This window comes from Myxococcus sp. AB036A (genome assembly GCF_006547355.1).
GTDB classification, from domain to species: domain Bacteria; phylum Myxococcota; class Myxococcia; order Myxococcales; family Myxococcaceae; genus Myxococcus; species Myxococcus virescens.
In genome coordinates, this window is the sequence record NZ_VHLC01000004.1 from 20011 (window position 1) to 34026 (window position 14016).

The window sequence follows — 14016 nt, forward strand, 5'->3', positions numbered from 1 at the left end:
CCCAGGTCTAACGCAAGGCGCCATGAGCACTCCCCAGTTCCCGCCCTCTCCGACGCGCGCCATCAGCAGTGACGGCCCCTTCCGAGCCCTGCTGCTGGAGAACATCCACCCGTCCGCGGGGGAGATGCTGGCCGCCGAGGGCTTCCAGGTGGAGCGCGTCTCGTCCGCCCTCAAGCCGGACGAGCTGGCGGAGCGGCTGAAGGGGGTGCACCTGCTGGGCATCCGCAGCAAGACGACGGTGCCGCTCGCGGCGCTGGAGCACGCGGAGAACCTGCTGGCCATTGGTGCCTTCTGCATCGGCACCAACCAGGTGGACCTGACGTCCGCCAACACGCACGGCGTCCCCGTCTTCAACGCGCCCTTCAGCAACACGCGCAGCGTGGCGGAGATGGTGATTGCGGAAATCATCGTCCTGACGCGGCAGCTCTTCGACCGCAGCCGGGAGGTCCACGCGGGCCAGTGGCGCAAGGTGGCCACCGGCAGCCATGAGGTGCGCGGCAAGACGCTGGGCATCATCGGCTATGGCCACATCGGCTCGCAGCTGGGCGTCATCGCCGAGGCGCTGGGCATGCGCGTCCTCTACTTCGACGTGATGACCCGGCTGCCGCTGGGCAACGCGCAGCCGGCCATCACCCTGGAGGAGCTGCTCGGCGCTTCCGACTTCGTCACCCTCCACGTGCCCGCGCTGCCCACCACGCACATGATGATGGGCGCCGAGCAGATTGCCCAGATGAAGAAGGGCGCCTGCCTCATCAACGCCAGCCGCGGCACGGTGGTGGACATCGACGCGCTGGCGCGGGCGCTCCAGTCCAAGCACCTGGGCGGCGCCGCGGTGGACGTCTACCCGGAGGAGCCGGAGAGCAACTCGGACGGCTTCGTCACCGCGCTCCAGGGCCTGCCCAACGTGGTCCTCACGCCGCACATCGGCGGGTCCACGGAGGAGGCTCAGGCCTCCATCGGCAAGGAGGTGGCCACCAGCCTGCTGAAGTACTTCAAGGCGGGCGCCAGCACGGGCGCGGTCAACTTCCCGCACATCGAGGCGCCGCTCATCCCGGGCACGCACCGCATCCTCAACGTGCACCGCAACATCCCGGGCGTGCTGCGCGACATCAACCGCATCGTCTCCGACCTCAACGCCAACATCCACGCCCAGGTGCTCAGCACGGACGCCAACATCGGCTACCTGCTGATGGACCTGGACCAGGACGTGTCCACCCCGGTGTGCGAGGCCATCGCCGGGCTGGAGACGGACATCAAGACGCGCATCCTGTCCTGATGTCCGGCGCCCTCAGGCATCCACGACCTTGCCCGGGTTGAGGATGCCTCGAGGGTCCAGCGCCCGCTTGAGGGTGCGCAGCAGGGCCAGCTCCGCCGGCGCGCGTGAGTAGCCCAGGTAGTCCTTCTTCAGCAGGCCGACGCCGTGCTCGGCGGAGATGCTTCCGCCGTGCTTCTGCACCAGCGCGAACATGGTGGGGTCCGCCTGCTTCGTGTGGGCCAGGAACTCCGCCTTGTCCATGGCGTCCGGCTTCATCACGTTGACGTGCAGGTTGCCGTCGCCGATGTGGCCGAAGAGGCAGATTTCCCAGCCCGGGTAGCGCGCGCTGAAGATGGCCTCCAGCTCCGCGCAGAAGGCCTCCAGCCCCGCCACCGGCAGGGAGATGTCGTTCTTGTGCGGCAGGCCGGTGGCGGAGAGGCTCTCGCTGATGCCCTCGCGCAGCGCCCACAGCTCGGCCGCCTGCGCCGCGCCCTGGGCCTGGACGCCGTCCGTCACCAGCTCGCGCTCGAAGAGCGAGCCCAGCCAGCCCTCCACCGCCGCGGCGTCCTTCGCCTCCGCCTCCAGCAGCACGTAGCACTCGCTGGGCGTCTCGAAGGGCGGGCGCAGCTTGCGGTGGCGACCCAGGCGCGCCATGCACCGGTCGGTGAAGAACTCGTAGGCGGAGATGCTGAAGGCGTTCTGCCGGCGCGCGTCGCGGAACAGCCGCAGCACGGCCGCCACGTCCGGCACCGCGAAGAGGAACACGTCCTGCTTGCCGGGGAGCTGGGTGAGCTTGAGGGTGGCCTCGGTGATGACGCCCAGGGTGCCCTCGCTGCCGATGAAGAGCTGGCGCAGGTCGGTGCCGGTGTTGTTCTTCTCCAGCGCGCCATTGAGCTCCAGCACTTCCCCCTGGGCGGTGACGACCTGGAGCCCCAGCACCCACTGGCGCGTGAGGCCGTAACGGATGACCTTCACCCCGCCCGCGTTGGTGGCGATGTTGCCGCCCACCGTGCTGGAGCCCTTGGAGGCGAAGTCCACCGGCCAGGTGAGGCCGTGCTCCGCGCAGTGGTGGTGGACGGCCTCCGTCACCGCGCCCGCCTGCACACGCACCGTGTTGCCGAGCAGGTCCACCGGCCCCATGCGCGTCATGCGCTGGAGGGACAGGACCAGCTCGCCCCGGGCCGCCACCGCGCCGCCTGCCAGCCCGGTGCGGCCGCCGGAGGGCACCACGGCGATGTGATGCTGGTGGCACAGGGCCAGCAGCCGGGCGACCTCGTCCGTCGTCCGGGGAAGCGCTACGGCAGCGGGGGCGGGCGTGTAGACGCGCGTCCAGTCACGGCCGTACTCCTGGAGTTCCCCTGGCTCCCGGGTGAGGAAATCTACGGGGAAGCCCTCGGTGATGGCCTGGAGGAAGTCGGCGGGGAGCGCGGCGGTGGACATGCCTCTAGGCGTATTGCAGCCGGACGGCTGTGACAAGGTGCAGCACGGGGCGCGTTGGCGCCGAATCCGCCAAGGAATCGAAGGGAGGGCGTATAGGGCGTGGGCCCATGGCGGAATCCGCCCGTTTTCAGCCCCTCCGCGAGGAACCCCTTATGCCGAAGTCCCTGTCCCGGTGCATCCAGGCCCTTCCCCTGCTCGCGGCCCTGTTCGCGGCCTCCACCGCGGTGGCGGAACGGGCTGAAAACGGCCGGGAATACGTCTTCACGACCGTGGATAGCTACACCGTCCGGCTCGAAGGCACCATCGAGATAACGGGCGTGCTCCAAGGCGAAGCATCTCCCCGAACGCTGACCTTCTCGGCGCCAAACAACACCCAGAACAGTGCGGTGGCGTACCGCGACCGCTGCGACCGACTGGCCCTGCTCGCCATGAGCAAACCTGGCGCCTACCTGTTCACCACGTCGTCGGGAGGCAGCATCAGTTACAACCAATTCGCCTGCAACCTGACCCGCGTCCCCTAGCACCGCACGTCGATGGCACGAACGGCGCCCATGGGGACGAATCGACAGACGTGGCTGGCGTTGACGCTGACCGTGGCGGGACTCCTCGCGGGGTGTTCTCCGGAATCAGGCCCCACGGAAGAGGACGCGGACGGGGACGGTGTCGCGGACGCGGCCGACTGCGCGCCCGGCGATGCGAGCCGGTGGCGGCTCCTGGAAGGCTCCGCGGACGATGACCGCGACGGCGTGGGCGCAGGCGCGATGCGCGAGGTCTGCGCCGGCGAGCGCCTCCCCGAGGGCTGGAGCCAGCAAAGCGGCGACTGCGCTCCGGGCGACGCGACCCGCTGGCGGGAGCGGGCCGGGCTCTATCCTGACCAGGACGGAGACGGAGCGACCGCGGAAGGCCCGGTGACGGGCTGCGTGGGCGACACGCTCGTGGGCTACCGCGAGCAACCCGGCGCGCCGGACTGCGACGACAACGCCCCCCGCTTCGCCGCATCCATCCAGCTCTGGCCGGACGCGGACTTCGACGGCATCGGCAACGGCGAGCCCATCTCCCACTGCGCGGGCAGGGACCTGCCCCGGGGCTACGCGGCGGTCGACGGCGACTGCGCACCCGACGACCGCGCGCGCTCGACGTGGCGCGACTACACCCACCGGGACGCGGACGGCGACGGCTTCACCGTGCCTGAGGAAGGCCGGGTCTGCTCCGGCATGACATTGCCCGCCGGCTACGCCCAGGAAGCGCGCGGCCTGGATTGCGACGACACGAACGCCGCATGGTGGCAGGAGCGCACCGTCTACGCGGATGTGGACGGAGACGGCTTCGGCAGTGGTGACCCCGTCATGCGGTGCACGGGCCGCACGGCGCCTCCCGGCTACGCGCTGGACTCCGTTGACTGCGCGCCGGAGGACGCCTCGCGGTGGCAGTGGCGCTCCTATGCCTACCGGGACTCGGACGGTGACGGCGACACGGTGCCCGAACAGGGCGTGACCTGCAGCGGCGCGGCGCTTCCTCCGGGCCATGCTCCGTGGCCCACCGGTCATGACTGCGACGACCGCGATGCCACCGTCATGGTGACCTGGCACGTGTATTCCGACGATGACGGGGACGGCTTCGGCACGGGCACGCGGCAGACCTTCTGCGCGGGCCGGCAGATTCCCTCTGGGTACTCGGCGGTGAACACCGACTGCGACGACACGGCCCCCCTCCTCTGGAGGCTCCTGGCCTACTCGCACCGGGATGCCGACGGTGACAGCTTCACCGCGCCGGAGGTGGGCACGGTGTGCTCGGGCATGGCGCTGCCGCCCGGCCATGCCACCACACCACGAGGGAACGATTGCGACGACGCGGACCAGCGCATCCACACCACCGTCCAGGCCTGGGCGGATGCGGACGGGGACGGCGTGGGCGCGGGAGACGCGGTCGCGCTGTGCACGAATGGCACGGTGCCCGCGCCGTGGTCGGCCCAGGGGACGGACTGCGCGGCGGAAGACGCGGCGCGCTGGCGACAGGCTGCCTACGCGCATGTGGACCGGGACGCGGATGGGCACACCCACCCCGAAGCGGGGACCGTGTGCACCGGTGCGTCACTTCCCGAGCCCTACTTCACCCAGGCCACGGGTAACGATTGCGATGACACGGACGCCGCGCTCTACCGGAACGTTGTTCTCTACCCCGACATGGATGGCGACGGCGTAGGCACCTCGCCCCGCACGATTCCCTGCATCGGCGCACAGACGCCCCTGGGCTTCTCCCTCAAGGGATACGACGTGGACGACTCGGACGCGTCCATCCAGGAGGACCCCGAGGACGACCTGATGTTGGAGCTCATCCTCGACTAGACGCAGACGCTGGCAACGCCAGACGCATTTTGAATAACAATTCCCAGTGGGCGACAGGTGGCTGCCACAGGCTTTATTCCTCGTCGAAGGACTCCTCCCGCCCGAGGAGCGCCTCCCCCGCACACACTGGAAATTCCGATGATGCGTCTCGCAAGAACCTCATGGCTCTGGGCCCTCCTCCTGGTCCTTTCCGCCTGCACCCCTGACAGTCCCACCCCCACGCCCGACGCCGGCACGCAGCCACACGACTCAGGGACACAGCTCGGCCGCGTGACGGGGCAGGCCCTCCTCGAAGGGGAGAGCCACCATGAGGGCACCACCGTCATCCTCTCCGGCGTGCGCGACAGCGTGACCACGGACGCGCAAGGCCGCTTCACGTTCGACAACGTCCCCGCGGGAACGCACACCGTGGAGGCCCATCGGGACCACTACCAGCGGGCCGGGGACACGCTGGAGGTCCAGCCGGGTCAGACGACGTCGGTCGACCTGTCGCTGAGCCGCCACCAGGAAGCCCTGGTGCTCGAAGCGCCCGCCCTCACCGTGCAGCGAGGCCACCTGAAGCTCACCGGCTCCGGCTTCGGCGAGACGCGTGGCACCTCCCGCGTCTCCATTGGCGGCGTGGACGCCGAGGAGTACCTGTCCTGGTCGGACACGGAGGTGGTGGTGCGCGTGCCGGGGAGCGTTGTGCCCGGCGAGCAGGAGGTCGTCGTCACGCCTGGCCTGGATTGGAAGCCCGCCGCCACCGCGTCGCTGCGAGTGCTCCGACAGCGGACCCTCGCGTATGCGGCCGACTGGGGCATCGGCGTCCTGCCGAACAACACCGTCACCGTCTGGGGCTCGGCCGACTCCCTGAATGATGTCACTCCGACGCCAGCGGGGCTTTCCGATGTCGTCAGCGTGGGCGCGGGGACGACCTTCGCCGTGGCCCTGCAGGCGGATGGAACCGTGGTCAAGTGGGGAGGCCCCGACCCCGTCCCGGTGCCCGCGGGCCTGTCGGACGTCGTGGACATCAGCGCGAACGGAGTCCTGGTCCTCGCGCTCAAGCGGGATGGGACGGTCGTGGCCATCGGTGCGGAAACCGACCCGCAGACGCATGTCCCTGAAGGGCTTCAGGACGTGGTCGCAGTGTCCGCGGGGGCGTACCACGGCATGGCGCTCAAAGCGGACGGCACCCTCACCGCCTGGGGGCAGGACGTGTTCGACCTCCTCGTCGTCCCGGCGGGCCTGGATGACGTCGTGGCCATCGCCAACACGAGCAGCAGCGCACTGGCGCTGCGGGCGGACGGGACCGCGGCCGTCTGGGGATTTGGCGCGGCGTACTACGACCTCGCGCTCACCCCGGACCTCAGCGACGTCGTGGATGTCGCGGCAGGCGAACACCACTACATGGCGCTCCGGTCCAACGGCACCGTCGTCGCCTGGGGGAACGGCGCCTTTGGCCAGACGACGCTCCCCGCGGGATTGACGGATGTCGCCGCCGTCGCGGGCCAGGCCTTCAACAAGAGCCTGGCGCTCCGGCACGACGGCACCATCGCGGCCTGGGGAGACACCACCTCTGCCTCGAAACTGCCTCCGCCGGGCCTGGTCCTCCGCGTCCCTGCCCGGTAGCCCCAAGCCGCTCCGCCGGCGCCTCACCTCGGGCGCCGGCGCGACAAGTATTCCAAGGAATACAGGTTGCACATGGAGTCATGCGGAGGAACACTCCGGCATGCTCGCAATCCAACGGAGAGACGCGGCGATGACAGCTCCCGTCCAGCTCGACGCGCCCGACATCCAGGATGTGGTGCGGAGCCGAACGTTGGGGCTGGCATATGTCGGCACGGTGTTGGTGGTGGCGCACAACGCGCAGCCACCGGCCCCCGACGACTGGGCGCGCTACTGCGAGCTCATCGCGCGTCACCAGGACACGGCCACCGGGCAGCTCGTCCTGGCCGAAGGGCCCGGGCCCAATGCCACCCAGCGGCAGCAGGCGCTCAACCAGGTGCCCAAGGACTACGTCATTCCGCCCACGGCGGTGTTCACCGAGTCCCCACTGGTCCGCGGCGTCGTGACGCTCTTCAACTGGTTCAGTCCCCGGGCCATGCGCGCCTTCATTCCGGGGGACGTCCCGGGCGCCGCGCGGCACCTGGGCTTGAGCGAGGAACAGGTGCGGCGGCTGGTGGACATCGGCAAGACGGTGCGGCCGGAACTGCAGTGACACGCACCGGCTACGGCTGGGTGCCCTGCTGGATGCGCAGCTCCCGGATGCCCTTGAGGATTCGGGGCGCCGTCAGCAGCATGTTCTGGTTGAGGAGCTTGCCGTCCACGGGGGTGCAGCTTCCCGACACACATGCGGTGTACGCGGGGCACGGTGACTCGCACTGGAAGGACTCCGGCGATATCTGGCAGGTCTCCGAGCAGTAACCGGAGAGGCAGGCCTCGTGCCGCATGCACGGCTGTCCATCTGGAAGCTGGCACAGCTTCGTCGCGCCACACTGCGTGGGCGAATGACATTCGGCGTTGCTGTCACAGCGTCCGTCATCGCGGTTGCACTTGCGCTCCGCGTTGCAGAAGAAACTGGCGCAGTCGCGGTCGTGCTCGCAGGACTCTCCCGGCTCGAGGAGACAGACGGACGAGCCCAGCACGTCGGCACACGCCAGCGCGCCCGGGCAGTCGTCCGGGGAGGCGCAGTCCTTTCCCAGCGGCACCGTGCACCCCACGCCGGGCTCACAGTAGCCGGTGATGCACTGGGAGCCCGCCTCACAGGGCTGGCCTTGCGAGGCCAGGCACACGCCCCCATCGAACTGCTTCGCGCACGTCAGCCCGCTGCCACAATGCCCATCCGGACAGGGCGCCCCGGGGCTGGGCTGCCGCGCCCTGCCCGCGGCGAGCAGGGAGGCCACCGTCCCCAGCAGGATGAACGTCGCCACCGCCATGACAGCCCAGTTCATGGGGAACGCCCTCGCGGCGGGCGTCGAGGAGACCACCTCGACGGTGACGGCGGGCCCCTGCGCGAACCGCTCGTCGGGGCTCTCGCAGTCCTCCACTCGCAGGTGGAAGGTGAAGTGGCCCGGTGGCGTCCCCGCTGGCACGCGGAGCCGGATGAGGATTCGCTGCGCGCCCGTCGGAGGAAAGTCGCGCTGGGTATCTCCGTCGATGAAGAGCCACTCACGCCGGGCGCCTGCGTCAGGCACCACCGAGAGGCGCGCGCGCACGGGGGCACGCGAGGCGTTGATGACGTGGAAGACGGCCTCCCCCGTCCCGCTGGGAGACAGACGAAGGGTGTCCGTGACTGCGGAGACATCGAAGACGCGAGACATCGACCTGCTCTCTTGGAGGACCGTGCGGCATTGAGCGAGTCAGGCCAGCGCTCCCGCCTCAAGCCCGGCGGTTCCCCCATCGCCCGGCCTGTCGCGGAAGGCTGTCCGTTCCATCATTCGCCTCGTCGTCGCGTCCCCGCGGTGGCCACGGGGGGAGGCTCGCTCCGTTCCCAGGCCTCCGACGTGGCCGCCCGAAGGCCCCGCGCCGCCGGACTCAGCGCATACACCGCGAGCAACTCGGGCCCCACGCCCCACGCATCAGGCGCTGCCGTCTCCGGCCCCGGGCTCCGCGCGGCAAGGACAATCGACACCCGCCCTGCGTCCCACGCGTCGAGCGCGGCAGAGACAGTCTCCTCCAACCCCGCGCCCCACGCATCGGAGACGCCGGAAATGGAAGCCACGGGGCCCACGCTCCACGCATCGGGCGCACCGGCGACGGACGCCTTCAGCCGCGCGCTCCACGCGTCAGGGAAGGACGCCTCGGGCGCCATGCCCCATTCATCAATCCAGGACGTCTCCAGCGTCCCGTGAGCAGGGTTCGGCGCGGTGACACCCGGAGACACGGGAACGCGCTCGGCGCCGCGTGGCGTCTCCTCGGAGGTGACAGACGGCGGGTGGCTTTGCGGCATGTCACTCCTCCTTCAACGGCAGGCGGATGAGCAGCGGCTGGGGCTCGGCGGCAAGCACCTCCGAGCCCAGCTCGAGCAGCTCACCCCTGGCGCGCACTTCCAGCCGTCCCAGCGTGGCCACGGGGGGCACGCTGGGAAAACGGAAGCAGCCCTTGGCATCCGTGCGCGTGGTGAGCTTCAACGTGGGCAGCTCGACGAGCGCGCCCGGAATCGGCACGTCCCCCGGGCCGACGACACAGCCCAGCAGCGCTTCCGCGGGTGTCGGCGTGGCCTGGGGCGTGGCGGAAAAGAGCACCCGGTGGATGACGGGCATCGCGCGCTCCCGCCGCACCGGGACGCGCAGGCGGAAGCAGGGACGCGGCGCGGTCCTCAGCCCGGCCCACACCGTGGTGGGCACCGGCGTGAGCTCCACCTCGAAGTCCGCCTCCTCCATGGCCGCGAAGACGAGCTCACCCAGCAGCCGGTGCGCTCGCTCCGGGGACTCCGCCCCCGCGGTGATGAGGTAGCAGACTGAAATCTGCAGCGACGCGCGCCCCCCGCCCCCGCCCCGGACCGGAGGCGCGGGCCCCAGCTCCAGCAGGTACAGGCAGACGCCTCGCTCGAGCGATTCGCGGTCCGGCACGCCCAGGAACACCGGGACATCACCGGCAATGCGGCCCACCCACGCCTTCAAACGTTGATCGACTTCGTCGATCATCCGGACCCCCCGTCCTGGGCCGGTCGACCCGGGCCACTCGCAGCCCGGTGCTTTCCGGACTTGCAACGTGTCACCGGCTTCCAGGTGCAGGTATTGACCGGCGGGGCGGAGCGACGTCCGGCCTTCAACAACCCCCGGCAATCGCAGGGAAAAAGAAGGCACACAACTCTCGGACGGCTGGGACGGATAATTCCAAGACGCGCCACCCCCACGCGCACCGGGATTCCTCCACCATGGCCACGAAAGTCAGCGACAGCCCGCGTCCTCTCCCCTCACTTCCGTCGCGCGCCGCCGTGGCGAAGGACACCCGGGCCTCCGAGCCCCCGGCGAAGCCCGCCAGCGCGCCCCCCGGTTGGAACGCGGACCGCTTCGAGTCATCGGCCCGCGCGCCCCGGCCGCTCGTGTGCACCGTGCCCACGCCGCCGCCCACCGCGCCGGTGGAGCCGACCCCCGCGCCGGAGCCGGAGGTGGACAGCGTCGCGGTGGATTCGGACCCGATGACGCACATCGCGTACCTGTCCTCGGACGAGCTCCAGGGCCGCGACAGCCCGTCAGCCGGTCTGGATGCCGCGTCGCTGTACGTGCAGCAGCACGTGCAGAAGTACGGCCTCGTCGGCCCCAACACGAACAACCCGGAGAACCCCTTCGAGCAGCGCTTCGACGTGTACTCGTTCGCGGGCCGGCCCGGGGTGCGCGGCGAGTCGGGCGAGCACGCCCACACGCCGAGCACCTACGGACACGCGCTGTTCGAGGGCGGCTTCTACCTCGACGACAACATGCCCAAGGAGACGCTCGCGCTGCTCAACCAGCAGTACGAGAAGTCGATGAACGCACGCGGCCTGCCCCTGGCGCCGCCGCGCGAGGGGGCGCAGCGAAGCGTGGAGGAGCTGCGCCAGCTGGCCTCCGCGTCCGGCCAGGCGGTGAACACCATGGCGCTGCTACCGGGCTCGGGGCCGAACAAGGACGAGGTCATCGTGGTGATGGCCCACCTGGACCACGACGGCGTGGACCGGCGCGGCAACGTCCTCAACGGCGCGGACGACAACGCCTCCGGCAGCGCGGTGCTGATGGCGGCGGTGCCGGAGCTGGCGGAGGCGGCCAAGCGCGGCGAGCTGGACCGCTCCGTGCTCTTGCTGTGGACGGGCGCCGAGGAGAAGGGCCTGGTGGGCTCGCAGTACTTCGTGGACCACCCGATTCCGGGGCTCGGCATGGAGGAGATTGCCGGCGTCATCAACGTGGACATGGTGGGCCGCTGGGATGACCAGCGCCTGTCGGTGGTGGACACCAACTCGCGCGGACAGCCCAACTACTTCCGGGAAGTGCTGGACCAGGCGAACGCGAAGCTCGATGACCCGTTCGACCGCATCAACCGGGACATCAACGTGTTCCGCGACCGGCAGGACGGTGCGTCCTTCGGGCGCAAGGGCGAGGACGTCCTCTTCATGTTCGAGGGCCTGTCCAACCCCAACGGCGGCGGAGACCTCATCCCCGAGTACCACCGGGCCGACGACGACATCGACCTCATCCTCCGCGACAACGGCGGAGAGAAACCGCGCCGCATCAAGGATTTGATGGTCAACGTCATCGGGCTCGCCGCCAATCGGACGACAGAGCCCTGAAATACCGGCGGCCCTGACCGCCAATGTCGGATACCAGCGCCGAAGCGGCCTCTTCCCGCCGTCATTTTTCCTGACGTCGCTTCTTTTTCCGCCCGGTCGCGCGAATGATGGCCACCGGGCCGGAAGACGCTGGAACACGACATGACGATGGCGACATCCTCGACGAAACGACAAAGGACATTCCTGCTGGGACGGCACGGCGCGGCGCTCACGTGCGCCCTGGGCCTGGGGGCCGCGACACCGGCCCTGGCCGACGGGTCGGATACCCCTCACCGCTTTGGCCTCATGCTGGACGCGGGTGCGCCGCACGGCGTGGGCCTGTCCGCGGTGCTGCGGCCGCTGCCGTGGCTGCGCTTGCAAGCGGGCCCCACCACCAACACGCTCAGCTTCGGCTTGCGCGGCGGATTGAGCGTCCTGCCGATGCAGACCTTCGTGGCGCCGTCCTTCAACGTGGAGGCGGGGCACTACTTCGGCTCGGACTACAACGACGTGGTGGACTGGCTGGGCGCGACGCCGAGCCGGGCCAGCGCGGCCATTCGCGACGTGACGTACAACTACGTCACCGGCAGCGTGGGCCTGGAGGTGGGCGCGGCCAGCCGCTTCAACTTCTTCCTGCACCTGGGCCTCAGCTACGTGGACCTGGGCGTGGACGACGCGAGCGCCCTGCTCCAGGACGCCACGGATGACCCGGACGTCACCGCGAGGAACCTCTCCGTGCGCGCCACCATGCCCTCCGTGAAGCTGGGCTTCATCCTCTACTTCTTCTGAGCCAGGAGCTTTTCAACCATGCGAACGACTTCCTTCCGCATCCTGCTCCTCTCCAGCATCGCGATGCTCGCCACCGGCTGTGAATCCCTCTTCTTCATCGAGGCCGAGGCCGAGGAGATCTGCAAGACGGAGCGCGACCTGTCCTTCCCCGCGGCGCTGCCGCTCACCGTCAACGTGGAGCGGAGCATCACCTTCCCGCTGGGTGACATCTCCGACCCGCTGCCCGAGGACACGGACATCGAAACCGAGCTCCGGCTGCGCCTCTTCGAGGTGACGGCCGACACGGACCTGAGCGGCGTGGAGCGCGCCAACGTCTCCGTGCGCCTGCCGGGCTCCAACGACACCCACGTCATCGGTGAGTACACGCGCACCAGCACCGCGCCCACGCGCACCCTCCAGCTCACCAGCACCGGCCCGGTGGACCTGATGGACCTGGCCCGGCAGCCCGAGCTCGAGTTCATCTTCGACGCCCGGGGCACGCTGCCTTCCGAGGACTGGACCGCCTCGCTGCGCGCCTGCGCGGGCGTGAAGGCGCACGCCAACTACTTCGACCTGGTGTTCTAGGCCGCCCGCCGCTACCGGAGCCCGGAAGCCGCCGCCGCGCGCTTCCGGGCCTCCACGGGCGCGGGCACGGGCTGTTCGACGGGCGCGGGCTGCTTGGATGCGGGAGGTTGCACGTTGAGGAACTCGCGCCGCGTGCCCATGACCAGGTCGAAGAACGGGTGCGTCACGCACCAGTTCGCGTTCTGGTCCTTGCCCATGTGGTGGTCGTAGTGCCACGGCAGGTGCTCACGCGCCCACTTCGGGTCCAGGTGCGCGCGCCGGTGGACGAAGTAGTAGTTCGCCGCGCAGGCCCACACCGTCCCCACGAAGAAGGGCGCCACCGGCAACAGCGGCGCGTGGGCCAGCGCCAGCACCGCCAGCCCCATCAGCTCCTTGGTCTGCGCCGACCAGCTCCACAGCGAGCGCATGTACTGGTCATCCACCATGTCGTGGCGCCGCGACTTCTGGTGGTGCTCGTGCCAGTGGAAGCTCCAGAAGCTCTTCCGGTTCTTCCCCAGGCCGTGCAGGACGGACCTGTGAAGGACCCATTCACCGAAATTGGAGTAAACCCAGCCCAGGGGGATGCCGATCATCGTCGCCTCCGGCGAAGCGCCCGGCCGGCGCTTCGCTTCCCATAAATGACTATTTGGTCACTCTTTTTCTACCGCGCAATGGACTGGAGCGCACGGCAATGGCGAGCCGGGATGGCACGCGGGCGGATGGCGCCCAGGAGACGGGCAAGCCGCCCGCACGGCCCGGGGGCCGACGCGAGGCCCACCGCCGAGAGCGAGAGCAGTCACTGGAGGACGCCGCGCTGAAGCTGTTCCTGGCGCGGGGCCTGGATGGCGTCACCATCGACGACATCACCCAGGCGGCCGGGGTGGCCAAGGGGACGTTCTACCGGTACTTCGACGACAAGGCGGCGCTGGTGGACAGCCTGCTGGAGCCGGTGCGCCGCGAGCTGCTGGCCGGGCTGGAGACGTGCGGCCACTCCCTGGCGGAGGCGCGCAACGTGGAGGCCATGTTCGACGCGTACCGCGCGGTGGCGGCGGTGATTGCCGGCGCCCTCCTCCAGTACCCGGGCGTGGTGCGGCTGTACCTCCAGGAGTCCCGGGGGCCCGCCGTGGGGGCGCGGACGAAGGTGGCGGAGCTGGCGCGGCAGGTGGCGCGTCACGCGGTGGACATCACGCAGAAGGCGCACACCAGCGGGCTGCTGCGCCCCATCCGTCCGGCGGTGAGCGGACTGGCGGTGGTGGGCGCCGTGGAGCGGCTGCTGCTGGCGGTGCTGAGCGAGGAGGACATCGGCAATCCGCTGGAGCTGCCGGACGCGCTCACCACGCTGGTGTTGGACGGGCTGCGCCTTCCCCCGGAGGTCCGCCCTGGGCGCCGGAAGTTGGACGGAGGCCCCAAGCGCCCCTAAG

General features: G+C 69.9%; 14 protein-coding genes. 9 read left to right on the forward strand and 5 right to left on the reverse strand.

The genetic code is table 11. The features are described from left to right. Positions 1-22: 22 nt before the first annotated feature. Positions 23-1276 (forward strand): phosphoglycerate dehydrogenase, encoded by a 1254-nt coding sequence (serA, locus tag FL344_RS02595; protein WP_141252669.1) that lies wholly within the window; start codon positions 23-25, stop codon positions 1274-1276. A 12-nt stretch (positions 1277-1288) separates the two neighbouring features. On the opposite strand, the gene FL344_RS02600 is transcribed toward serA, so the two are convergent. After that, positions 1289-2695 (reverse strand): FAD-binding oxidoreductase, encoded by a 1407-nt coding sequence (locus FL344_RS02600; protein WP_141617385.1) that lies wholly within the window; start codon positions 2693-2695, stop codon positions 1289-1291. A 152-nt stretch (positions 2696-2847) separates the two neighbouring features. Here FL344_RS02600 and FL344_RS02605 point away from each other — a divergent pair, with 152 nt between their 5' ends. The 4 genes from FL344_RS02605 (at position 2848) to FL344_RS02620 (ending at position 7237) form a co-directional block, all read left to right on the forward strand. Beyond that, positions 2848-3216, forward strand: a complete 369-nt coding sequence (locus FL344_RS02605; RefSeq protein WP_228564719.1) for a hypothetical protein — start codon at positions 2848-2850, stop codon at positions 3214-3216. Between the two features lie 30 nt (positions 3217-3246). Next, positions 3247-5040, forward strand: coding sequence for a hypothetical protein (locus FL344_RS02610; protein ID WP_228564720.1), 1794 nt, complete (start codon positions 3247-3249; stop codon positions 5038-5040). A 270-nt stretch (positions 5041-5310) separates the two neighbouring features. Further along, on the forward strand, positions 5311-6648 hold the full coding sequence (locus tag FL344_RS02615) for a carboxypeptidase regulatory-like domain-containing protein (RefSeq protein WP_141617388.1): 1338 nt from the start codon (positions 5311-5313) through the stop codon (positions 6646-6648). Between the two features lie 130 nt (positions 6649-6778). Beyond that, positions 6779-7237 (forward strand): STAS/SEC14 domain-containing protein, encoded by a 459-nt coding sequence (locus FL344_RS02620; protein WP_186817749.1) that lies wholly within the window; start codon positions 6779-6781, stop codon positions 7235-7237. Between the two features lie 10 nt (positions 7238-7247). Here the strand turns inward: FL344_RS02620 and FL344_RS02625 are convergent, their stop codons facing one another. The 3 genes from FL344_RS02625 to FL344_RS02635 all read right to left on the reverse strand — a co-directional run bounded on the left by FL344_RS02625 (position 7248) and on the right by FL344_RS02635 (position 9665). Then, entirely contained in the window at positions 7248-8339 is a 1092-nt protein-coding gene (locus FL344_RS02625; RefSeq protein WP_141617389.1) for a hypothetical protein, read from the reverse strand. Between the two features lie 113 nt (positions 8340-8452). Then, positions 8453-8968 (reverse strand): hypothetical protein, encoded by a 516-nt coding sequence (locus tag FL344_RS02630; RefSeq protein ID WP_228564721.1) that lies wholly within the window; start codon positions 8966-8968, stop codon positions 8453-8455. 1 nt (position 8969) lies between these two features. Then, positions 8970-9665 carry a carboxypeptidase-like regulatory domain-containing protein gene (locus FL344_RS02635; protein WP_228564722.1) on the reverse strand — a complete coding sequence of 232 codons (696 nt, stop codon included), beginning with the start codon at positions 9663-9665 and terminating at the stop codon, positions 8970-8972. Positions 9666-9898: 233 nt separating this feature from the next. Here FL344_RS02635 and FL344_RS02640 point away from each other — a divergent pair, with 233 nt between their 5' ends. The 3 genes from FL344_RS02640 (at position 9899) to FL344_RS02650 (ending at position 12616) form a co-directional block, all read left to right on the forward strand. Then, entirely contained in the window at positions 9899-11284 is a 1386-nt protein-coding gene (locus FL344_RS02640; protein ID WP_141617390.1) for a M28 family metallopeptidase, read from the forward strand. Between the two features lie 141 nt (positions 11285-11425). Beyond that, a complete protein-coding gene (locus FL344_RS02645; RefSeq protein WP_141617391.1) occupies positions 11426-12052 on the forward strand; it encodes a hypothetical protein in 627 nt (208 codons plus the stop codon). An 18-nt stretch (positions 12053-12070) separates the two neighbouring features. Then, positions 12071-12616, forward strand: coding sequence for a hypothetical protein (locus tag FL344_RS02650; protein WP_141617392.1), 546 nt, complete (start codon positions 12071-12073; stop codon positions 12614-12616). Positions 12617-12627: 11 nt separating this feature from the next. On the opposite strand, the gene FL344_RS02655 is transcribed toward FL344_RS02650, so the two are convergent. Then, positions 12628-13188, reverse strand: a complete 561-nt coding sequence (locus FL344_RS02655) for a sterol desaturase family protein (RefSeq protein WP_090488593.1) — start codon at positions 13186-13188, stop codon at positions 12628-12630. A gap of 98 nt (positions 13189-13286) precedes the next feature. On the opposite strand from FL344_RS02655, the gene FL344_RS02660 reads away from it, so the two are divergent. Continuing rightward, positions 13287-14015 (forward strand): TetR/AcrR family transcriptional regulator, encoded by a 729-nt coding sequence (locus FL344_RS02660; RefSeq protein WP_141617393.1) that lies wholly within the window; start codon positions 13287-13289, stop codon positions 14013-14015. Position 14016: the final 1 nt, after the last annotated feature.